The sequence below is a fragment of the Halostella pelagica genome (assembly GCF_004762015.1).
GTDB lineage: Archaea > Halobacteriota > Halobacteria > Halobacteriales > Natronoarchaeaceae > Halostella > Halostella pelagica.
This window is the reverse complement of sequence record NZ_SJES01000004.1, coordinates 221,284-243,178: the sequence shown is the minus strand read 5'-3', so window position 1 is coordinate 243,178 and position 21,895 is coordinate 221,284. Positions and strand designations below refer to the sequence as shown.

The 21,895-nt window shown below is 61.1% G+C and carries 22 protein-coding genes and 1 tRNA gene; 13 read left to right on the top strand and 10 right to left on the bottom strand.

Annotated elements, in window-relative coordinates; translation table 11 throughout:
* Nucleotides 1-103: 103 nt before the first annotated feature.
* On the top strand, nucleotides 104-3,517 hold the full coding sequence (locus EYW42_RS11950; protein WP_135535521.1) for a PKD domain-containing protein: 3,414 nt from the start codon (nucleotides 104-106) through the stop codon (nucleotides 3,515-3,517).
* Between the two features lie 59 nt (nucleotides 3,518-3,576).
* Nucleotides 3,577-4,461, top strand: a complete 885-nt coding sequence (locus EYW42_RS11945) for a hypothetical protein (RefSeq protein ID WP_135535520.1) — start codon at nucleotides 3,577-3,579, stop codon at nucleotides 4,459-4,461.
* Nucleotides 4,462-4,464: 3 nt separating this feature from the next.
* Here the strand turns inward: EYW42_RS11945 and aroC are convergent, their stop codons facing one another.
* From aroC to aroA, 3 genes are all read right to left on the bottom strand, one after another.
* Complete coding sequence (gene aroC / locus EYW42_RS11940) at nucleotides 4,465-5,619, bottom strand: chorismate synthase (RefSeq protein WP_135535519.1); 1,155 nt, start codon at nucleotides 5,617-5,619, stop codon at nucleotides 4,465-4,467.
* A gap of 86 nt (nucleotides 5,620-5,705) precedes the next feature.
* Nucleotides 5,706-6,953, bottom strand: a complete 1,248-nt coding sequence (locus EYW42_RS11935) for an alkaline phosphatase family protein (protein ID WP_135535518.1) — start codon at nucleotides 6,951-6,953, stop codon at nucleotides 5,706-5,708.
* A 74-nt stretch (nucleotides 6,954-7,027) separates the two neighbouring features.
* Nucleotides 7,028-8,317, bottom strand: coding sequence for a 3-phosphoshikimate 1-carboxyvinyltransferase (aroA, locus tag EYW42_RS11930; protein WP_135535517.1), 1,290 nt, complete (start codon nucleotides 8,315-8,317; stop codon nucleotides 7,028-7,030).
* A 145-nt stretch (nucleotides 8,318-8,462) separates the two neighbouring features.
* Between aroA and EYW42_RS11925 the strand changes: the two genes are divergently transcribed.
* Nucleotides 8,463-9,638 (top strand): M24 family metallopeptidase, encoded by a 1,176-nt coding sequence (locus EYW42_RS11925; RefSeq protein ID WP_135535516.1) that lies wholly within the window; start codon nucleotides 8,463-8,465, stop codon nucleotides 9,636-9,638.
* A 25-nt stretch (nucleotides 9,639-9,663) separates the two neighbouring features.
* Here the strand turns inward: EYW42_RS11925 and EYW42_RS11920 are convergent, their stop codons facing one another.
* The gene (locus EYW42_RS11920) at nucleotides 9,664-10,464 is read right to left on the bottom strand and encodes a DUF7537 family lipoprotein (protein WP_135535515.1); all 801 of its coding nucleotides are present in this window, start codon (nucleotides 10,462-10,464) and stop codon (nucleotides 9,664-9,666) included.
* 97 nt (nucleotides 10,465-10,561) lie between these two features.
* Between EYW42_RS11920 and EYW42_RS11915 the strand changes: the two genes are divergently transcribed.
* The 4 genes from EYW42_RS11915 (at nucleotide 10,562) to EYW42_RS11900 (ending at nucleotide 13,916) form a co-directional block, all read left to right on the top strand.
* Nucleotides 10,562-11,317, top strand: coding sequence for a prephenate dehydrogenase/arogenate dehydrogenase family protein (locus tag EYW42_RS11915; RefSeq protein ID WP_135535514.1), 756 nt, complete (start codon nucleotides 10,562-10,564; stop codon nucleotides 11,315-11,317).
* A complete protein-coding gene (locus EYW42_RS11910; protein ID WP_135535513.1) occupies nucleotides 11,314-12,720 on the top strand; it encodes a small ribosomal subunit Rsm22 family protein in 1,407 nt (468 codons plus the stop codon). Before EYW42_RS11915 ends, EYW42_RS11910 begins: the two co-directional genes overlap by 4 nt.
* Before the next feature lie 93 nt (nucleotides 12,721-12,813).
* Nucleotides 12,814-13,605 carry a 5'/3'-nucleotidase SurE gene (gene surE, locus EYW42_RS11905; protein ID WP_135535512.1) on the top strand — a complete coding sequence of 264 codons (792 nt, stop codon included), beginning with the start codon at nucleotides 12,814-12,816 and terminating at the stop codon, nucleotides 13,603-13,605.
* Between the two features lie 80 nt (nucleotides 13,606-13,685).
* On the top strand, nucleotides 13,686-13,916 hold the full coding sequence (locus EYW42_RS11900; RefSeq protein ID WP_135535511.1) for a SelT/SelW/SelH family protein: 231 nt from the start codon (nucleotides 13,686-13,688) through the stop codon (nucleotides 13,914-13,916).
* Nucleotides 13,917-14,127: 211 nt separating this feature from the next.
* Here EYW42_RS11900 and EYW42_RS11895 read toward each other — a convergent pair whose 3' ends face one another.
* Nucleotides 14,128-14,361 (bottom strand): DUF7385 family protein, encoded by a 234-nt coding sequence (locus EYW42_RS11895; protein ID WP_135535510.1) that lies wholly within the window; start codon nucleotides 14,359-14,361, stop codon nucleotides 14,128-14,130.
* 653 nt (nucleotides 14,362-15,014) lie between these two features.
* On the opposite strand from EYW42_RS11895, the gene EYW42_RS11890 reads away from it, so the two are divergent.
* Complete coding sequence (locus EYW42_RS11890) at nucleotides 15,015-15,203, top strand: hypothetical protein (RefSeq protein ID WP_135535509.1); 189 nt, start codon at nucleotides 15,015-15,017, stop codon at nucleotides 15,201-15,203.
* Nucleotides 15,200-15,745, top strand: coding sequence for a hypothetical protein (locus EYW42_RS11885; protein WP_135535508.1), 546 nt, complete (start codon nucleotides 15,200-15,202; stop codon nucleotides 15,743-15,745). The genes EYW42_RS11890 and EYW42_RS11885 overlap by 4 nt, the downstream gene beginning before the upstream one ends.
* 264 nt (nucleotides 15,746-16,009) lie before the next feature.
* Here EYW42_RS11885 and EYW42_RS11880 read toward each other — a convergent pair.
* Nucleotides 16,010-16,081, bottom strand: a tRNA-Ala gene (locus EYW42_RS11880).
* Between the two features lie 264 nt (nucleotides 16,082-16,345).
* Between EYW42_RS11880 and EYW42_RS11875 the strand changes: the two genes are divergently transcribed.
* From EYW42_RS11875 to EYW42_RS11860, 4 genes are read left to right on the top strand one after another with little or no spacing between them, the layout of a single operon-like run.
* Nucleotides 16,346-16,810, top strand: coding sequence for a 30S ribosomal protein S15 (locus EYW42_RS11875; protein ID WP_135535507.1), 465 nt, complete (start codon nucleotides 16,346-16,348; stop codon nucleotides 16,808-16,810).
* Nucleotides 16,811-17,986 carry an exonuclease RecJ gene (locus EYW42_RS11870; RefSeq protein ID WP_135535506.1) on the top strand — a complete coding sequence of 392 codons (1,176 nt, stop codon included), beginning with the start codon at nucleotides 16,811-16,813 and terminating at the stop codon, nucleotides 17,984-17,986.
* Complete coding sequence (locus EYW42_RS11865) at nucleotides 17,983-18,264, top strand: KEOPS complex subunit Pcc1 (RefSeq protein WP_135535505.1); 282 nt, start codon at nucleotides 17,983-17,985, stop codon at nucleotides 18,262-18,264. Before EYW42_RS11870 ends, EYW42_RS11865 begins: the two co-directional genes overlap by 4 nt.
* Complete coding sequence (locus EYW42_RS11860; protein WP_135535504.1) at nucleotides 18,261-18,905, top strand: 30S ribosomal protein S3ae; 645 nt, start codon at nucleotides 18,261-18,263, stop codon at nucleotides 18,903-18,905. Before EYW42_RS11865 ends, EYW42_RS11860 begins: the two co-directional genes overlap by 4 nt.
* Before the next feature lie 134 nt (nucleotides 18,906-19,039).
* On the opposite strand, the gene EYW42_RS11855 is transcribed toward EYW42_RS11860, so the two are convergent.
* Genes EYW42_RS11855 through EYW42_RS11840 form a run of 4 tightly spaced genes read right to left on the bottom strand, consistent with a single transcriptional unit; the run spans nucleotide 19,040 to nucleotide 21,895 of the window.
* Nucleotides 19,040-19,795, bottom strand: a complete 756-nt coding sequence (locus EYW42_RS11855) for a DUF7289 family protein (protein ID WP_135535503.1) — start codon at nucleotides 19,793-19,795, stop codon at nucleotides 19,040-19,042.
* Nucleotides 19,792-20,310, bottom strand: coding sequence for a DUF7266 family protein (locus tag EYW42_RS11850; protein ID WP_135535502.1), 519 nt, complete (start codon nucleotides 20,308-20,310; stop codon nucleotides 19,792-19,794). Before EYW42_RS11850 ends, EYW42_RS11855 begins: the two co-directional genes overlap by 4 nt.
* On the bottom strand, nucleotides 20,307-21,287 hold the full coding sequence (locus EYW42_RS11845) for a DUF7261 family protein (protein WP_449271872.1): 981 nt from the start codon (nucleotides 21,285-21,287) through the stop codon (nucleotides 20,307-20,309). The genes EYW42_RS11850 and EYW42_RS11845 overlap by 4 nt, the downstream gene beginning before the upstream one ends.
* On the bottom strand, nucleotides 21,281-21,895 hold the full coding sequence (locus EYW42_RS11840; RefSeq protein ID WP_135535500.1) for a DUF7288 family protein: 615 nt from the start codon (nucleotides 21,893-21,895) through the stop codon (nucleotides 21,281-21,283). Before EYW42_RS11840 ends, EYW42_RS11845 begins: the two co-directional genes overlap by 7 nt.

Here is a 21,895-nt window from a genome sequence, read left to right as displayed (position 1 = left end):
ACAAGGAACTATTGTGAAGAACAACGGTTTAATTCTTCGCGGATAGAGTTCTAAATTCCAAATATTTATACCATAATACTCCCCGAAAATAACGGTACGCCGAATGAAAGAAACTGCACTGGCCCTGCTCATGGTTTCGCTTCTCTTGACTGCACCCGCTCACGGAATGTCTGCTGGTAACGATCCGCCACTCGTCGATGCCGGGCTTGACCAGGATGTCTCCCTCGGTTCAACGGTTCTTTTGGACGGTACCGGCTCTCGGGACCCTGATGGTGAAATAGTCGACTATGAATGGCGGATAATTGATCCAGATGGCACTGAAATTTCACCCGGATGTTCATCCTGTGGTCGGACTGAATTCTCGCCGACGACGGTTGGCAACTACACCGTCTATCTCTCAGTGACTGACGACGATGGCGCAAACAGTACTGATACGCTTTACGTGAATGTGTCTGCCGGAGATAGTCCTTCGATCGCGGTCACAGGGCCGACAACGGGAAACGTTGATTCACCGCTGACGTACACCGCAGACGTTCGGCGAGGTGGCGCGCCACTAGAGAAAGTTCTCTGGCAGATCGACGGGCGTCCAGTCGACACTCAGTCAGTTTCATCTGACCGTGATACGGTGTCTCTAACCCGATCCTTCACATCATCGGGGGAACACACTGTCACCGCCATCGTGAGGGACACGGAAGGCAAGCAATCCGGAGCGAATATAACGACAACTGTCTCCCGGCCAACTCCAAACCCTCCACAGGATGATCCTGAGGAGACACCAACGCCCCCACGAGATGATCCGGAGGAAACACCTCCGCAGGATGATCCCGAAGAAGCGGATGAATCTAATACCACTACACAGCCCTCGGCTGATCCCGTTCTGCGCGGCGACCAACTTCTCACGGGAAATCGGCCGTTCCGGAGCGAATACGCAGTTGATACTAATCGTCCTTCCTCCCGGATCGACCACGTTCGGTGGGTCCGTGACGGCAAAGCCAACGGTTCTAGTACCAACACGGACATCTCTTGGACGCCGGGTAGCCACACACTCTCTGCTGTCGTCACATACGAAGATGGCACGAAAACTCGTGCAACCTTCTCGGATGGCACGACAGATGTGTACGTGGATGCACGCCCGGACGTATCGTTTCGACAGGTCAACAACGATAGCACCCTCTCGGGTGTCGTCGACGCAAGCGATGCGAACGGTAACCTTCAACAGATGGTCATTGATGTAAACGGAACGACCGTCAGAGAATGGGACAATCGAGACACTCTCAGCCCCCCTAGAGTTTACGAGAAGAGTTTTGGGTTCAGTGACGATGAGGGATCGATTGGGTCTCAGCGGAACGTCACTGCAACTGCGATCGATTCAAGGGGGCAACGAGTTGATGTCTCTACTACCGGTTCTCAGCAGGCAGAACCGGAGATAGTACGTGCGGAGTTCGTAAACAGCCCCGTCGACTCGTATCACGAACAGATCTCTGCAGATCGATATGCGGCCCACCACGTCATTGAGGTCGATTTAGATGGATTGAGTCCAGGTGAAGTCGATATTGAATACTCACCTCAGAATGATAGTTCGTCCGAACTTGATTCCAGAGAATATCACCGTCATCGCGACTATGATTCACAGTCCGATGCCTTAGTGTTTCATTCGTATTGGGTAGGTGAAACCCCTGGCTTGTATGAGGTTTCTTTTGCCATGTTAATAACCCGTAATAGCACTGAACAAATAACCAACACTGAAACCAATGTCTTTAAAATCACACCTAGCAAACCTGAAATCCGACTCGACATTACTCATGGGGGACGATTTCCCCACATTAGTGACCATGGGATGGTCGTTGACGCCAGAGAATCATTCGATCCTGATGGAAGTGAGATCGAGTTCACATGGGGGCAAGAAGCGGTTCCGTTGAACGAAACAGGCATCGGGAAGTTCGACTCGTTCAAGTTCGCTAATTTGACTATCGAAGACGGGTTCGGCCTGCAAAACAAATTGGAAGGTGGATTCTTATATCATTATACACCTGATATACAACGGGTCGAGGAGGACACGTCGGGCCCATACAACTCGACCGATACGATCAGGTTTACCGTTTATTCTGATCGGTTTCACTTCACGAAAACGAGGTTTCACGAAGACCATCAGGTAGGAGTATCTGCTACAAACGGCGCCCACGTAATTCATCTAGCTAGGAATATGACCGGCGAACAGGAGGCAAAAACGGATCCGGACAATTCGTCTGGAGAACAGTACGCAGCCATCGTCGAGGTCGATGCGTCTGTATTTTCCGAGGATCGTCCGACCCCAACAGTGTCGTTTTACAACCCTGTAAACCCAGATACAACGGAGAAAACGGTCCGTCTCACTACTACCAGCCAGATATTCGTTTCTGGTCAGTCCCAGCGTGCCAATATGCGGATACAGGATATCTCTTACGCCGTCAACGTCCCCAGTAGGATAGAACGAACTGTGTATTCTCGTGACCGCCGGGATGAATTGTTAGAGGGTGAGTATCGCCTCGATCGTTCCTCCCAGAGAGGGACGGAATACATAATCGAGAAACGAGTGCAAGTCCAGGAACCGGAATACGATCTGGAGAGAGAAACCTTCCAGCATCAAATGATACGAGATCGGTTTGTCGAACAGAACGACGGGTGGAAAAAAGCTGGTACAGAAACACAACAGGAAACACAGGTAGTAACAGAAACGGAATGGCGCAGCAGCAGATATGGGAACGGAGAGTTCACGGGCAATACACGGCGTGTACAAGTAGAACCACCTTCGTACCAGAACGAACATAAATTCGAGTATCAAGATGAAACCACCCGAACCAGAACCATAACCGAGGAGCAGACGATCACGGTTCCTACGATCGGAGGAGGGACTAGGGAAGTAACGAGAACAGTAACCAGAGAAGAGACACACACCGAGACGGTCACCCGATCTTATTGGAGTGTCTACCCACGAAGTCCGTCTCATCGTTCGACCGGTGTAACTCGAAGTAAGCGGGTCTCACCGGCAGAATACGAAACACAGTACGAATACCAATATCAAGAGGAAAAACCAGTAACGACTTTCGAGTATGTCGCCACACGGCAGGTCCAGACACAAGATGCGGAGTTCGAGTGGCAAGTCCACGACACTACGACAAACCGCTTTATAGTGGAGGAGATCGCCCCGTCTGACAATTCTCTCCGCGTTGCAGGGGAACAACAGGCGACTAAATGGGTCCTAAGTCGGCCCGGACCATCGCGTAAGATCACCGTTGGAGACTACGATGATCCGAACCGCGTGGTCGAAACGAGTGCGAGAGTTACCGGCGACGTCGTGATGGTTTCACCACAGATAAACGGTGACGAAGAGAGACGGACGAAAATCCGCGAATTCACGAAGACGTACACCGATGACGGTCTCGTTACCAAAGACACGATCAAAGAAGGCCTACAGACTATCGAAGGGGTTGCGGATCCATGTCTCCCGAGAGGAAACGAATCGGGGTGTGATGGATGAGTCGATATCGTAAACTCACCGTCGGACTGTTAGTCGTAGTGACTGTTCTACTTTTGAGTATGACAGTTGTCGCCGATAGTACCAGTGACTCAGAAAGCGAAAGTGAAAATGAGACGAAGAATGTCACCTCCGAGTTTGGCGTTGAGTATACTGTTCGGTTTGATAGTGAACGCAACAAATTACACATATATAGCTCAAACCCCAAGGATGGATATAGAAATGAAGGGTTTAAAATCAAGGTAGACGGATATATGAATACATATGAATCGCTCAACCTCTCCGCCAACGAAACCTGGAGTGACTCATTCAACATTACGAGAAATATAGATGTGCAACGGGATGAGCACACAGTCAGGTTCTATCCAACGGGCGAGGAAACTATCGAGTTCAACTTCACCCGTGATATCGACCCCTCGAATACTTCAGAAGTCCCTGCTCCACGCATCACGAGTGTAGAAGTAGCAAATGGAACGCCGTACGGACGAGAGACATCTGTCGTCAGGGTAACCGTAGAGAACCCCGCCGAACAACTATACGGAACGAAACTGATGGTTCACACCCTCGAAACAGACCACAACAGGCGGGCAGACGCTACTGCGCCGCCGGGTGGCGAGACAACTGTTCAGGTGCCGATCGAGGAACCGCAGGGAGCGATGGTCGCGGGGGAGGTTCGACTCTACGACAACAATCTCTCAGATACGGACCATGGCTTCGATCAACGTGAATTCGTAGGGGAAGCTGACGGCGATACGCAGGTCATGAACCGGACGTACGAACCGGCACGGGATCCGTACGGGAAGAAACCCGGATACGTGTACGAAAACGAATCGATGGAAGCGGTAGTTGAAGACGCGAACGAATCAGAGCCAACTCCGATGGAACACGTCATCACGGGCGTCGGCGTGCTCGTATTCGTGTTGGCTGTCTGGTGGTATCGACGGTAACGTCTACTCTTCGTTCTCCGGACTGCTCGGGTGATACTCAGTATCGTACTCTCCGACCTGTCCGTCCGCCCTGTCGGGATTGATCCGGCCACCGAGAAGCATGAAATCGACGAGTGTCAGCGCGAGCATCGCCTCCACCACGGGGACGCCCCGCGGCGGGAGGACGGGGTCGTGGCGGCCGATGACTTTCTCCTCTTTCTCCTCGCCGGTCTCCCAGTCGACGGTCTGCTGTGACTTCGGGATAGACGTCGGCGCGTGCAGGGTCACCTCGCCGTAGATGGGTTCGCCACTGGTGATACCACCCTGTAGGCCGCCGTGGTCGTTCTCGGCCGGGACGGGGTCACCGTCGTCATTAAATTCCCAGTGGTCGTTGCGCTCGTACCCGGTGTACTCACGCGCGTCTTTGCCGAGGCCGAACTCGAAGGCAGTCGTCGCGGGCACGGACATCATCGCCTGACCGAGTCGTGACTCGACGGAGTCGAACCGCGGTGCACCGAGGCCGCGCGGGACGCCGCGGGCCTCGAAGTAGATGCTGCCACCGATGGAGTCTCCTTCTTCCTGATATTGCTCGATCAGTTCCTGCATCTCCACGGCTGTCTCGGGGTGGGCACAGCGGACATCGTTCTCCTCGGAGTGTGCTTTGATCTGTTCGAAGGATAGTTCGGGCGCTTCGACGTCGCCGATCTGATTGACGTGGGCTTTGAGTTCGACCCCTTCCTGTGCGAGGAGTTTCTTCGCAATGGCACCCGCCGCGACCCAGTTGACCGTCTCGCGGGCCGAGGAGCGACCGCCACCGCCCCAGTTTCGGGTGCCGAACTTGGCGGAGTAGGTGAAGTCGCCGTGGCTTGGCCGCGGCGCGGTGATAAACGGTTCGTACTTACCGGAGCGGGCGTCCTTGTTCTGGATGATCATCCCGATCGGGGTGCCCGTAGTGTAGCCGTCCTGTACGCCGCTTTTGATCGAGACGTCGTCGGGTTCACCGCGGCTCGTCGAGATCATCGACTGGCCGGGTTTGCGTCGGTCCAAGTCAGCCTGAATGTCCTCCTCGGAGAGTTCGATACCGGCGGGACAGCCGCTGACCGTCACGCCCATCGCCTCGCCGTGGCTCTCGCCGAAAGTGGTCACCTGAAAGAGGTGACCGAAGCTGTTGCCGTTCATTACGCATCCGTGGGGCCGCCTGGCATTTAGATGTTGTAGTACGCGCAAGAAGCGGCGTAGCAGGGGCCGTCGAGAACACTGTCGAGTTACTCCCGCACGTCCGACAGCCGAGCGGCGGCGAACGGAACGATCATCTCGTGGGGATGCAGGCCGCCGTGCATTCCGACCAGATCGAGTTCTTCGGGTTCAGCGTCGCCGAACCAGGTGCCGAGGTTCCGGTGGGTGAGCACGATATCGCCCAGTCGTCTGCGGAACGTCTCGGACGGGTCGACGTCGCCGAACAGGTCGCTGTCGAGGACTTCCTCTCGGCGGAAGACGCGAGCGTCGAGTACGTCAAGCAGGCGTTCGCGGAGCGGTTCGACGCGGTCCGGCCGGAGTTGCAGATGGACGTTTCGTGGGCTTCCGCAGAACCGGATCGGCGTGCCATCGGCGCGCTGGCGGAGGCTCTCAGTCAGACCGTCGACCCCGGACAGTTCGACGTTTCGCTCGGGGTCGGTGTCGACGTGGCCGTGGTCCGCGGTGACCACGACCAGTGTGTCCTCTGCCGCCGCGTCGGCGACTCCGTCGAGCGCGTTCGCGACCGTTTCGTCGACGGCCGACAGCGCCTCTTGGTACTCGTCGGATTCGGTCCCGGATCCGTGGGACGCGTGGTCGACGTGCGGGAAGTAGGCGAACACGTACGACGGCGGTTCCGCGGCGTCGACGGCGTCCCGGAGCGTCGATTCCGTGTCAGCAGCGTCCCCGTACTCGTACGTGTGTGGTATCGTTCCGGCGTAGGCTTTGTCGAGCGGGTCGACGTGGTGCGATTCGACGCCGCGTTCGCCGAGTGCAGGATAGAGTGCTTCGGCATCGAACACGTCCTCGCGAGTCAGTCCCGCGGGCGCTTCGCCGTCTTTCGTCCGAAACGGTAACGCCTCGAACTCCGCGTCGACGGTCGGTTCGTACACGTTCCATCCGATGACTCCGTGTTGCGCCGGGAGAACGCCGGTGTGAAAGGTGGTGATGGCGGCGGCGGTCTCTGAGGGGTAGATCGACGTCAGCGGCGTCACGGTGCCGCGTTCGGTAACGCGACTGAGGAACTCGTGGTTCCCGTGGTCTCGTTTCCACTGTTCGAGGCCGAACCCGTCGATCAGGACGAGGATAACGGTGTCGATGCCGTCAGTGTCGACGCCCTCGAAAACGTCGTCGGGGAGCGTTCGTCCGGTGTCCGCGCCGAGCAGCGAGGTGACCGTGTGAGGAACGTTGGCGAAGCAGTAGTCCTCGTAGGCCGGAAAAACGTAGCCGTCGTCCCCGTGGTCGTCGCGCAGGCGGCGTTCGACGGACTCGCGGATCATGGCTGACATCTCCGGTGGACTGAGCAAAAAGTTACCGGGCGTGTGTGTGTGTGTGTGCTATTAGCGAACGTTTCTCACTCCTTCTCGCGGTGTACGTCAGCCCCGAGGTCGTACAGCACGTCGAAGAAGTCGGGGAAGGAAACGTCGACGTGTTCGCCGCCTTCGATGGTCGTCTCACCGTCAGCGACGAGGCCGGCGACGGCCAGCGACATGACGACGCGGTGGTCGGCCCGGCCGTCGACGCGGGCACCGGTGAGTGTGGAGTCGCCGCCGTAGATAGTGAGCGTGTCCGCCTCTTCGCTCACGTCCGCGCCCATCTTCTCCAGTTCCTCGGCCATCGCGCTGACGCGGTCGGTCTCCTTGTAGCGGACGTGTTCGCAGTTGACGATCTCGGTGACGCCGTCCGCGGCGGCACCGACGGCGGCCACCGTCGGCAGTAGGTCGGGCGTATCGCCCACGTCGACTGTCGTTCCGACGAGCGGGGACTCCTCGACGGTGATGACGCCGGCATCGCGGTCCCAGTCGATCGTCGCGCCCATGTCTTCGAGGATGTCGACGACGGCGCTGTCGCCCTGTGCACTGGGGTAGGCGCCTTCGACACGGAGTTCGTCGGCGGCGACCGCCCCGGCGGCGAGGAGATACGACATCGACGAGAAATCGCCGGGAACGTGGTACTCGCCGGATTCCGCCGCGTAGGACTGTCCACCGTCGACGCTGAATCCGTCATCTGTCTTCCGGGCATCGACACCGAAGTCGTCGAGAACTTCGAGCGTGATATCGACGTACGGCGCGGACTTGAGCTCCGTCTCCAGTTCCACGTCGACCCCGCCGTCCGTGACCGCACCGGCCATTAGCAGTGCGGTGATGTACTGCGACGATACGTCGCCGGGGATCGAGACGTCGCCACCCGAGACGGCCCCGCCGATGACGAGCGGCGCTTGCCCGTTCGACCGGGTACTCTCGGCGCGACCGCCGAGTTGCTCGACGGCGTCGAGAAGCGCCCCTTGCGGGCGCGACCGGAGCGAGCCGTCGCCGGTGAGGACGCTAAGTCCGTCTCCGAGGGCGGCCGCGGCGGTGACGAGACGCATCGTCGTACCGCTGTTCGCGCAGTCGATGACGTCGTCGGGGACGAACGGTCGGCCGCCGAACCCGGTGACCGCCAGCCCTTCGTCGGTGTTTTCGACCGTGCCGCCGAACGCCTCTACGGCGCGCATCGTCGCGCGGGTGTCGGCGCTCCGAAGCGGGTCGGTGACCACTGCGCCGTCCGCGTACCCCGCGGCGAGGATAGCGCGGTGCGTGTAACTCTTCGACGGCGGAGCGCGCGCGTTGCCCCTGACCGTCGACTTCGAGACGGTGACGTTCATGCCTGACTCCTGTCGTTGCACCGCAATCAGACTACCGGAACCCGTCGTGTTCCGTCCGGGCCGCAGATGCCCGACGTGGGCATTCCGTGGCCACTGTCGGCGTAGATCCGCACGTATTTTGGTGGCACCCGACGGAGCAAACCCCATGGAGCCAGACTTCTCCCAACTGGACGCCCACCTCTCGAACGTCGACGCCGACGGATACATGATACACGCCGACGACACTGACTCCGACCAGTTGTATCTCGCCGAGTTCGGCGCACCCGACCCGTTTACGTCGCTGTACACTCCCGACGGGATCCACCTGCTCGTCTCCGGGTTGGAGTACGGGCGAGCGAAATCGGAGAGCCGTGCGGACACGGTCAGTCGGCCCGCCGACTACGACGGACGGGCGAAAGTAGAAGAGTACGGCTCCCACGAGGGGAACTGCCGCACGTTCAAGGCGTTTCTCGACGACTACGACGTGGACTCCATTGCCGTGCCGGGGGATTTCCCCGTCGCCCTCGCCGACACCCTTCGGGACCTGGGCGTCGAAGTCCTGCCGGAGACGGACGACGTGATAACGGAGATCCGTTCGGTCAAAACCGACGAGGAGATCGACCACGTTCGCGCGGCACAACGGGCGAACGAGGCGGCGATGGACGCCGCGGAGTCGCTGATCGCGGCGGCAGATATCGAGGACGGAACCCTCGTCTACGAAGGCGAGACGTTGACGAGCGAACGGGTCACGGAGGAGATAGAGGTGACGTTGCTCCGGAACGGATGCGCGCTGGACGAAACGATCGTCGCTTGCGGGTCTTCGGCCGCCGACCCGCACGACCGCGGGAGCGGACCGCTCGCCGCGGGCGAAAGTATCGTCATCGACATCTTCCCCCGGGACAAGACGACGAACTACCACGCTGACATGACCCGGACGTTCGTCAAGGGAGAGGCGTCCGACGCCGTACGCGAGTACTATGACGTGACCCAGAAGGCGAAACGGGCCGCCTTCGACGCTATCGAACCCGGGGTGACCGGGGAATCGGTCCACGACGCCGTGTGTGACGTGTACGAGGAGGCCGGCTATCCGACGTTGCGTAGCGACGAGGCGGCGGAGACGGGATTCATTCACGGCACCGGCCACGGCGTCGGACTGGACGTCCACGAACTCCCCCACGTCAGTCCACGGGGAGAGGAACTCGAACCAGGTCACGTCATCACGATCGAGCCCGGGCTATACGACCCCGAGGTCGGTGGCGTTCGGCTCGAAGACCTCGTGGTCGTCACCCAGGACGGCTACGAAAACCTCACGCAGTACGCAGAACAGTTAGAAATCGAGTGAGCGACAGGGCAGTCGTAAAAGCCTATCAGGCGTCGTCGACCCACGACGGCCGTTCGACCGTCACGTCACCGACCTGCGTCACCTCGAACTCGATGGCGGAGGAGAGTTCCGTCCCTCCGCTGGTGCCCTCGATGGACACCTGTGCCTCGTAGACGACGCCGGTCTCGCTAACGAGGATGTAGCCCTCGGCGTTCGAGACGTTCAGATCGCTTCCTGCAGTCCCGTTGAACTCGTTCATCTCGTACCGCACAAGCGTGGTGCCGTTACGCTGGACTGCTTCAGTCGCCGAGTAGTTACCGGCCGCGATCAGGTTCTGAACCAGATTAGCGTTCGTCTGGGACTCGTGTGACGCCGCGAAGGGAGTTCGTGACTCCCGAACGGACACCTGTGGAGACCCACCGTTTCTCGTCACGTTCCTGTGCTGGTGAGTGTCGTTTTCGTACAGGACGCTCCGGATCTCGAAGGGGTCGTTCGAACCCTCCATCTCCTGAACGGAGGTGGTCGAGCCGACCATCCTCTTGCTCTCGTTGTTACTCCGGACAGTGTAGTCGTACTGCTGGGACTGATTGCCCTCGGCGGACTCCTGACTTAGCTCCAGCGCATAAGACGCGTTCGAGAGCGCCGACCGATGCGTGTCTGCCACCGCTGTCGCGTTGTTGAACCCGTCTTCCGCCGCCCCGTCAGGATACGTGACGTCGTCGAGGCCCACCGTCTTCTGGTTCGTTTCGTCGTCGCCGTCGTCGTCGTCGGAACCGAGAACCCCCGCACAGCCTGCCGTACTGACGAGGACAACAACTGCCAGTATTCCGAGTATGCGTTTATTCACACGTATCCGAACCAAGCACGGACGGATAAAACTGACGAGAGTCCCGAGAATCCCCTGATCGAACTCCTTTAGGAACGTGCAGGAGAATCACTCTCCAATGGAGATCCTGGTCGTTGGAGCCGGCGCGATGGGGCGCTGGTTCGCCGGAGCAGTCAACGCCGCGGTGGCCTTTACCGACGCCGACCCCGAGACGGCCGTCGAAGCAGCGGACGATCTCGGCGGCCGCACAGTTCCGCTGGACGCCGACGAAACGTTCGACGCCGTCTGTATCGCGGTCCCTATCTCGGCGGCCGAGGCAGCTATCGCTGACCACGCCGAGAGGGCGGAACGGGCGATACTTGACGTGACGGGCGTCATGTCCGACCCCGTCGCGGCCATGGAAAAGAACGCCCCCAACGTTGAGCGGGCGAGCCTTCACCCCCTGTTCGCCCCGGGGAACGCACCCGGGAACGTCGCAGTCGTCCTCGACGTCGACGGTCCCGTAATAGCCGCGATACTGGACGACATCGCGGCCGCCGGCAACGAACTGGTCGAAACGACGCCCGAGGAACACGACGATGCAATGGAGACCGTTCAGGCCGGGACGCACGCTGCTGTCCTCGCATTCGCGCTGGCGACGGACGACGTTCCGGACGGTCTCCGGACGCCTGTGTACGATGGCCTCGACCGCCTCGTCGACCAGGTGACGGGGGACGACCCGCGAGTGTACGCCGAGATACAGGAGCGGTTCGACGGCGCGGACGCGGTGGCCGACGCTGCGAGACGCCTCGCCGACGCGGACCTACCGGAAACCGAAGCACTGTACCGAGAGGCGAGCGAGCGACGGTCGTCCAACGGGGTGGACGACCAGTGACGGATCAGCGAGAGGCGATCCGGTCGAACGCGAAGTACCTCCGCAACGTCAGACCCGTCGACCCGGAGGAGATCTGCGAGTACGTCGAAAGCCAACCACATCCGGCGGTCGTCGCCCGCGTCCTTCGCGAGGAAGCGGTCGACCTCGGCCTGATAGAGCGCGAAGACGGGACGTTCGTTCCCGTCGACGAGGAGCCGCTCCAACCGACGTTCCGCGGCGTGACTGAGTTTCCGGATGCGTACGCCCGCGCGCTCGAAGACTTGCTGGTCGAACAGTTCGGTCCGGGCTGGCCCGACGGCGAGAGCGGCGACGAACTCAGGGAAACGATCCGGCGCCTGAAAGACGCCTACTACCGTCAAAACCCCGTCGAGTACGACGAGACGGCGGCGCTCGGCTACGCGGTGTATCATCTGCCGGACTACTACGCCGTTTTCCAGTACGTGCTCGCGGAACTGGCGGATGAGGGCCTGCTCCCGCGGTCGCTTCGCGTTCTCGACGTCGGTGCGGGCGTCGGCGGCCCGGCGCTCGGACTGTGCGATTTCCTCCCCGACGACGCGCTGGTGGAGTACCACGCCCTCGAACCCAGCGCCTCGGCCGACGTGTTAGAGCGCATGCTTGCGGAGACGGGACGGAACTTCCACGCGACGGTCCACCGCGAGCGGGCGGAGGCGTTCTCCCCCGAGAGCGAGTACGACCTCGTCCTCTTCGCAAACGTCCTCAACGAACTCGACGAACCCGAAGCGACCGCGCGGCGGTATCTCGACTCGCTCGCCGACGACGGGTCGTTCGTCGCCCTTGCGCCGGCCGACCGGAACACGAGCATCGGACTGCGCCAGGTAGAGCGCTCGCTCACCGACGTGGCGACGGTGTTCTCGCCGACGGGTCGGCTCTGGCCGTCCGAAGAGCCGTCCGACACCGGGTGGTCGTTCACGGTCAGGCCGGACCTCGACGTCCCGCCGTTCCAGCGCCGCCTCGACGACGCCGCCACCGACCCCGACCACTCCCCGGGCGAGTTCGTCAACGTCGACGTCCAGTACTCCTACGCGATCCTGCGGACCGACGGCGAGCGTCGGATCGACTTCACGGCCGACCCGAACCGCTGGGCGAAGATGGCCGAGATGGACGAGCACGTCCCCGACCGCATCGACCTGGTGGCACTCAAGTTGAGCCACGACCTGAGCGAGGGTGAGTCGAACCCGCTGTTCAAGGTGAGCGACGGTAGCGAACGCACCGACCAGTACGCCGTCGTGACTCGCGAGACGTCGCTGAACGCCGACCTTCTCGGCGCGGACTACGGCGACCTGCTCGCGTTCGAGGGCGTTCTCGCCCTCTGGAACGACGACGAGGAAGCGTACAACCTGGTCGTCGACGAGGAAACCGTCGTCGACCGCGTCCCCGCGTAACGTCGCGTCGGGGCCGCTCTCGCGGCACGCCGAAAGACGTGGCACGCATCGGCAAGCGGTGGGCTTTTCGCTACAGCATCCCATGCGAATACCATGAACGAGCGGCCCGAAATCCTTCTGACGAACGACGACGGTATCGAGAGTCCGGGCTTTCGCGCGCTGTACGACGGCCTCTCCGAGATCGGTAACGTCACCGGGGTCGCCCCCGCTGACGACCAGAGCGCGGTCGGGCGCGCGATGTCTCAGGACGTCACAGTGAACGAACACGAACTCGGGTACGCCGTCGAGGGGACGCCGGCCGACTGCGTCGTCGCCGGTCTCCAGGCGCTCGGCCCCTATCCGGACCTCGTCGTTTCTGGTTGTAACACTGGCGCGAACCTCGGCGCGTACGTTCTGGGTCGCTCGGGCACCGTCAGCGCCGCCGTCGAAGCGGCGTTTTTCGGCGTGCCCGCCATCGCGGTGTCGCTGTACGTCCCCGTCGGCGATATCGCCTACGCAGACTTCGACGCTACCCCCGACGATTACCAGGAGGCGGTTCGAGCGTCCCAGTATCTCGCAGACGGGGCGCTCGACAACGGCCTGTTCGACACCGCGGACTACCTGAACGTGAACGTCCCGATGCCAGAGGAATCGCCGGCACCGATGGAGATCACCTCGCCGTCACACGTGTACGACATGGACGCCACCCAGGACGGCGACATCGTCACGCTTCACGACCGTATCTGGGACAGGATGGCGGACGGAGAGATCCCGGATCCCGAGGGGACGGACCGTCGGGCCGTCGCCGAGGGCCGCGTCAGCGTGTCGCCGCTCACCGCGCCACATACCGTCGAACACCACGAGCGACTCAACTCGCTCGTCGCGGAGTATCCCGGGAACGCGTGAGGTGTCGAACCCGCTCCGTCGACGCGGTCGGACAGGAAGTCGACCCGTAACTTTAGACACTCTAGTCCGTACGCACGCACATGTCACACGTAGAGATAGAGTACTGCGTCCCCTGTGGGTTCCTCGACCGCGCGGAAGACGTCCAGCACGCGTTGCTGTCGTCACTCGGAAACGATCTGGAGGCCGTAACGCTCCGGACCGGCGACCACGGCGTGTTTCGCGTCGACGTCGACGGCGATGTCGTGTTTGACAAAGCGGAAGACGAGTTCGATGTCGACGGTATCGTTCGGTCGGTCAGAGAGCGGATCTGAGTGCCCTGCCGTTCGCATGCCAAATCCGCGTGAATTCCGGACGGAGATAGGACGGAGACGGTCTCGTCTCCAAGCGTGCACAGACACCGCAACCGACTCCGTCGCGACTGCCCGGACTGCGACACTGTTTCGTCCCCCTCCCGACCGTGAACTGATCCGAGGCAGATCGTTACTTGCGTCGCTGTCGACCGCGTTTCCGGCCGAATGCGACTCAGTGTTTGTGCGTGAACAGCAACACGTCGTCCTCGTGGGTCGTCACGCAGATGTCGAGCAACATGCTGAGTTCCAGGCTGTTCAGTTCGTCCTCGCAGATGACTAGGTCGTCGAACGGTTCGTCGCAGGCGGGACAGGTGATGCTGACCGTGTTCCGGTACGTCGTGACGCCGTCCGCGGACTCGTGAGGCGTCAGCGACGACACCATCTCGTCGAATTCGGATTCGTCCATCGTCGGTGCGACGTTCGAACCCGTCCATCATAATTCTACACCTTTGACAGTCGCACAGACCGGTCGTCGGAGCGCTGGTGACACCGAAGCGATCCAATGCGGACAGAAGCACAAAACTCTGAAACGGTCGGGTGCGATGAAGATGGGGGAGGTAGCGCCGCTTCCGCTGGTAAACGTATCGCAGCGCATCGCTCAGCCCGCTTCACCGATGCCCCGGCAGCAGTGACTGCAGTTTCGACCGAACGTGAACGGGTTCCGGGCCTGCGGGGCAGTTTCGACCTGAGCAGCAGTATCCGACTCGACTGGTCGTTCGACGGATCGCAGTTCGAACCTCGTTCGTCACCTCCGTTGCGTATAGACCGCTCTACACGGCACCACATAGTGTTTTCTTAGCACTTATTAGTATTTCCACCAGTATACAATATATTTCCAACAATGAATTGATTCCAAAACAAACGTCTGGTTTACTCCGCTTTATACTGGCCGATCGTTTGTATCCTCTCCCGCCCCTATCCGTACACCCACTCGTATTATCGCAGACAGCCGACCGCCAAGCACTGCATTCTACAGCCACCCTCGGGGTAGCCCGTCAGGACGGAATCGATAGCCGCCACACTGGAATACGGGGAGGGCGTATCCGACTGTGAACCGTGATGGACCAGTACGCGACGACGACCCGCCAGTTCGACCGCGACACTGCTCTCGACCGCCGAACCGTCGAGCGCGACGGCGAAGAGATGACCGCCGTACGGAGCAGTATCGACGGAACGAGGACAGTTGCGATGAACCTCACCGCGTTCGACGGCGATGTCGCGAGCAACGCGATGGAGACCGAACCGTGACGGATCCGCTCGAACAGCAGATGGCGCGTCAGTTCGTCCAGTCCGACCAGTTCGATAGAGTTCTCTCCATCTTCACCGAGATAGAGTCCGAGACGGTCGAAGCCGTCCAGGACCTCGCTGCTGTCACTGACGGTGTGGACGGGGTCAGTGAGTTACCCTCTCCAGAGGACCGCCGAGATATGCTCCGCGAACTATCGCTGGCGGTCATCTCCGGCGAATTCCCAACCTGGTACGTCGAACGGCTTGCACCGGTCGAGAACAGCGAAGAAGCGGCCAAGTTCATCGGTGCAGACCCGGATATCCTCGCCGAGCGGTGGGCCGACCGCCTCCGCGACCGAGGTATCGAGGGCGACGACCGAGAGCTAGCGACCGCCTACGCTCGCACGCGCTACGGTGTCGCGGAGTTCGTCGAGTTCCGCGACATCGTCATCGAGTGGGACGAAGACCGGATCGAAAACGAGATAGAGGCCGTCGTCGCCGAGAACTTCGAAACGGCACAGGAGACGGCTACGGCGGCCGCCGACGCTATCGACGACGGGTAGCGGCGTTCGCCGAAAAACTAGTGGGCTCGGCGGGACTGAGAAATCCCTCCGGGATTGCGAAGGTCGCCGAGTCGACGACTGAACGAACGAAGTGAATGAAGAAGTGGACTCGGCGGGATTTGAACCACGCCCAGACGGTCGCCTCGTTTCACTCGGCGCTGCGTCTGGTCTATTTCGAATCCCGCCTCACGTTACGAATGTGCGGCTCACAGGCGGCCAGCACACGCTACGCGGTGCTGGTCGCGTTGTTCGCCGCAAAATTAGTGGACTCGGCGGGATTTGAACCCGCGGCCTTCCCCGTGCCAGGGGGATGATCTACCGCTGATCTACGAGCCCTCGAGCGTAACCTATCGTAGCGTGGGACGTATTGATAAAACCGTCGGATCGGCCGCCCTACGGCAGACCGTCGCAGGACCCAGTATCGAGTAGAAACCCTTTAGTCCGCGTCCCCGGAAAGACCGGTGGGAACAGCACGACCGCAAATCTGACTTGTCGCGCGGCTCCTTGCGCATGTTTGCGCTCGCGCGACTCGGGATTGCGGTAGTGCAGGCGTTTACGCGCTGATACTACAGCGGTCTGTGCGGTTCCTATCCTCAAACTATGGCACGAATGCACACCCGACGCCGCGGCTCGTCCGGTTCGGACAAGCCGACGGCTGACGAACCGCCGGAGTGGAGCGACGTCGACGCCGAAGCGATCGAAGAGCGCGTCGTCGAACTAGCAGAACAGGGGCACGACCCGAGTCAGATCGGTCTCAAGCTCCGTGACGAGGGCGTGAAAGGCACGCCGATCCCGGACGTCAAACTGGCGACCGACAAGAAGGTCACGGAGATCTTAGAGGAGAACGACGCCACCCCCGACCTGCCCGAGGACCTGCGGAACCTCATGGAGCGCGCGCTTCGTCTGCGCGAGCACATGGAGGAGAACGCGCAGGACCACCAGAACAAGCGCGCGCTGCAAAACACCGAGTCGAAGGTTCGCCGTCTCGCCGACTACTACCGCGGCGACAAACTCGACGAGGACTTCACGTACTCGTACGAGAACGCACAGGAACTCCTCGAATAGATGTCCACCACGGGTCGAACCGCAACCGCCGCGCCGGACGATCTCGCCGCGAGGCTCCGCGAAGCGCCGTTCGTCCGGATCCTTACGGCCGCCGACGGCGACAGCGTCGCCGCGAGCGGCGTCGTCGCCCGCGCGCTCGACTGTCCGTTCCAGGTGAGCGTTACCCGGACGGACGCGGCGCGCGAACGGCGCGCGGAGCAGTTCGCAGACGACCACGCGGACGAGGCCGTCGTGCTTTCGGTCGGTAACGACGACGACGGACTCGCGATATCCGGTTCGGACCGCCCGGCGAGCGTTACCGCCGTCGACGTGGCCAGCGGACTTGGCGCGTCGTCCGACCCGGTACTCGCGCTGTCCGGCGTTGCCGCTACCGGGACGACTCCCGGTGCCGGCGAGAGCGAACGTGTTCTCGCGAGCGCGACGGACCAGGGTCTCGTCGCCCGACGCCCGGGCGTCGCCGTCCCGACGGAAGACCTCGTGGACGGTCTCGCCCACTCGACGCTACTGCACGCGGACTTCTCGGGCGACCCCACGACGACCGGGGCCGCGCTCGCGGAGCTCGACCTGCCGGCCGAGATGGACGGCGACGCCCGCCGCGCGGTCGCGTCGCTCGTCGCGATATCGGCGACCGGCGGCGAGCACACGCCTCGGCGCGCCGCCGAAGCGGTCGAACGCGCGCTCCGAGCCTACGCAACGGTCGACGCGCCGTTTGCCACTGTCGGCGGCTACGCCGACGTGCTCGAAGTGACCGCCGAGACCGCCCCCGGAACCGCCGTGGCGCTCGCGCTCGGTCACGAAGCGCGCGACGCCGCGCTCGATGCGTGGCGGGACGCGAGCGAACGCGCCCACCGCGCGCTCCGCGAGGGGACGACCGGCCGGTACGACGGCCTGTTCGTCGCGCGACACGACGCCGCACCGGTAGCGACGACTGCGCGAATGCTGCGGGATTTCCGGTCGCCGGAGCCCGTGGCGCTCGTCGTCGGCGATGGCGAGGCAGCGGCCGCGGCGACGACCGACTGCGGGATAGGCGAGGCGGTCCGTGCGGCCGCCGCAACCGTCGGTGGCAGGTCCAGCGGCACCGGCCGCCGCGGCTACGCACAGTTCGACCCGGACGAGGACGGGACATCCGGTCCCGATACCAAGGAGTTCATCGCGGCGTTCAGGGAGGCACTATGAAGCGCGCGGAGATCCGAACCGAACTCGACCAGGCCGCCCTCGTCGCGGCGGCAGTGGCTCCCGACAACACGTCGGAGATGACCACGACCGTCGAGCGGAGTTCGGACAGCAATCAGTCGGAAACCGACGACTCCGGCGAGCGCGAGACGGTCGTCACGCGGATCGAACGCGAGACGACCGGCGGCCTCCAGTCGACGGTCGACGATTACGTCGTCAACGTAGACGTCGCAACCAAGGTAGTACGACACGCAAACGACTTCACCAACACACAATCATGAGCGAACGATCAGTTTCCAAGCAGAAACAGGAGAAGCGGTGGTACACCGTCCACGCCCCGGAGCAGTTCGACCGGGAGGAACTCGGTGACACCCCCGCTGACGAACCCGAGAAAGTACAGGGCAGAACGATCGAAACGACGCTGGGTGACCTCACGTCGGACGCCGGCGAGAACAACACCAAGCTGACGTTCAAGATCACGGACGTCGGCAGTGACGCGGCGTACACCGAGTTCATCAAACACGAACTCACCCGCGATTACCTGCGCAGTCTGGTCCGCCGCGGTGCCTCGAAGATCGAGGTCAACGTCACGGTACTGACGACCGACGATTACCGAGTGCAGGTTCAGCCGGTCGCGTTCACCACGAAGAAAGCGGACGCCAGTCAGGAGAAGGCTATCCGCCGAACGATGATCGACCTCGTCAACGAGGCCGCTGACGAGCGCACCTTCGAACAGCTGATCGACAGCATCGTCGAAGGCCGTCTCTCCAGCGCGATCTACGGCGAGGCGAAGACGATCTACCCGCTGCGCCGCGTCGAGATTCAGAAGGCTACGCTCGAAGCGCGTCCCGAAGAAGTCGCTGCAGAGGAAGAGACTGCCGTCGACGTCGACGAATCTGACGTCGCTACGTCCGACTCCTGATACCGTCGGACGGAGAGACAACCGGCACACGAAGCGGTCCGGTGACGACGAAGCGGTAGACGACTGACGCAGTTTTTTCGAGCGGCTCGTTCTGTGCCGACGACGCGAACCCTCCCGAGCAGTGTGTCCGGACCTCAATTGATGAATGTGATGTCTATCCGCGTTTCCCGGACGTAGAGGTCGATCTGGCCGCTGCTCGGTTCACATTTAGCTGTGATACTACTTCCGGACGCGCTCACGTCCCAGCCGTTCTCGTTGAAGTACTCCTCCCAGGCCTCCGTGCTGCTCGAGTCCACGGTAACTCTGACGTTGTCGACCGACGTGGAGTTCGTGCCGGTCCTGTTTTGCGGGTAGTGAAGATATCGGTTTTCGAGCTTCCCGATCACTTGGACGGTTCCGTCGGAACTGAGTCCGGCGCTGTTCGGTGCGTCTAGCGTGAGGACCGAAACCGTCGCGTGCGAGTCCGTACACTGGTACTCCGGTTCCGAGAGCATCACTCGTCGGTTGTCTCCGTCCCGGCGGAAGACAGCGCCGTTCTCGTACTCGATACGGGTATCTTCGAACTCGTACGTCAGCGCTCCCGCCGTCCGTGTCGGCATGCTCCAGGACGGCGCTTCCACCGTTATTTCTGTGTCTTTCTCGACCGAAATCGTACCGCCCGCGAGGCGGAGTTCACCGGACCGTCCCTCGATGTGTCTCCCTTCCATGTCGCCGATGTTGTTGGAGAGGGCCACGAACGCGCGTTCTGCGTTACGTTTCTGTTCGTCCTCCTGATAATCGGTGAGCGTCGAATAGCCGTACGTGTATGTGATCCCGACGCTCGTGATGATGAGCGAGAAGACGATGACGAAGGCTATCATGTCGCTGACGGCGCGGTCTGACTCTCTCATGTGGCACTCTCTATGGTTATCGTGGGATCGTTCCCAGGTTCGTTTTCGTACACGATTCGAACGTCGCCGCCGTTGACTGCACCTGGATCGACGGTATCTCCGTCGACGTTGACCGGAACGACTACGTCCTCGTTTAGCTCGGCGGTCGACATAACGAGGCAGGCGGACGCGTTATCCAGGCGGTTTACGTCACAGGCAGATCCTGGGCTCTTAGGTTTGAGCCGGACGGTGTATCCCGCGCCACTCACCCTCGACGGGTGTTCGGTTTCGAGTTCGATACGCTCGTCCGCGTCGGGCGTCGCCGTCCGGTCGATGCTCTCCATCTCCGCGCTGAGTCGGTCGCCGATCGTCTTCAGTTCGCTTCTGGCAGCCTGTTCTCGCTCACTATCGAGGACTCCGCCGGCACCGATGAGCAGCCCCGTCAGGAGTATCGTCGTGATACCGATAGTGAGGACGTGTGTGACGGCGATAGAGACGGCACGGTCGTCCGGCCCGAACCGACGCGGACCGGTCATTGCGGAACCTCTCTGACCGTGATGGTCTGGTTGCTCACGTAGGTTACCGTGCGGGACTGGTAGTAGAGGTCGACGCCAGCCTCGAGGAGGACATGGTTTGCGTACGGCGTGGCAGGACCGTCACGGTCCCACACGATCCCTGGGTGGGAGTCCACCGTTCCGTTGACTACGAACGAGTAATTACCCTGAACATTGTCCACGTTCTGGAATTCCATCGAGTATGGACCGCTGAGAACGTTCGTCGAATTGAACGAACAGGACGAGTGGTTTGGTGCGGAACCATTGGTGATGTTCAGTCGGACATGGCTGTCGGTGATCGTACAGACGTTCTGCGTGATACCGCTTCCACGAGTCTGGTTGAGGACGAAAGTCCCGGTGTCGTCTGATAGTTGTATGTGTACCGGAGGTTCCGATGCCGACTCGCTCCGTAGTACAATTGTGAAATTATCCGATCCAGACACATCTAGGAGTTCTCCAGTCGTGATATTCGTCTCGAACTGACCGATGTATCGTGGATCCCCTGGTTGAACCGGTTCCCAGTCGATATTGGATGTGTCTCCTGAACTGTTAAAGTTGGTGTCGTTGTTCTGCACCACCCGCGTCCCGAACGTACTACTCGACTCGTTGAACGTCACGTTAACGTACGTCGGACTTCCGTCGGCGTACGTCTCCGCGAGTAGCCGGTTGTACGTCGTCGATACGTTCCCGTCGACATTCCCGCTGAAAGCCGGGTTACTGTCCGTCCCGTTCTCTACGTGACGGACCAGTTCGGGCATGTCACGTTCGACCTGCTGCTGGAACTCCTGTGCGTTTTCGATCTCTCCGACAGAGCCCTGGGCGGCGAGGTTGTCCGTGAAAAGCACCGTGTTGAACACCACCACCAGGCCAATGATGATGAACGCGAGGGCGATGCTTCCGACGAGTATCAACTGGGCTCGGTCGCGGGTACTATCGCAGTCCTGTAGCTTCCTCACCATACGATGAGATACACCTCCACGACGGTGAACACGGGACTGTTCGGTGCGGTGTCGCTGACTGGGAATTCGCCCGCCTCCGCCGCTTCAGCGACGGTTCGAGCAGAGTTCGGCATGGGGTCATCGTCGTACACCGTCACCGTTTCCGTCGCGACGACGGCGGTGTCCGAGGGGACGCCACGGTACACCATGTTTTTCGACCGGACTGTGACGTTAGTGCTGTTGACCGACGTCTCTACGTCGCGGTACTCGACGATGATGTTGTACACTTTCCCTCGCTGATTGAACGTCGCGTTCAGCGTCTGCCCGAACTCAGTCGGTGGGGGGCTTGCACCGTATCCGATATCGGAGCGCGAGGTCCCGTTGTACACTTCGTTCCCCCGGGAGGGGTTGAGATTCAGTACGAGGTATTTCAGTGATTCGTTGTTTTTCGCCTGCTGGAGGATGTCGTTCGCCTCCGACTGGTGCTGGGCCTGCACGTCGCGGTCGACCGTCCCCGCCGTCGTCGGCGTGATGATGACCGACTGGAGTGCGAACAGTACTGCCGTCAGGATAAGCATCGACCCGATGAACCCTTCGAGCGTGAACGCCTGCCCTCTGTCGTCACGCAT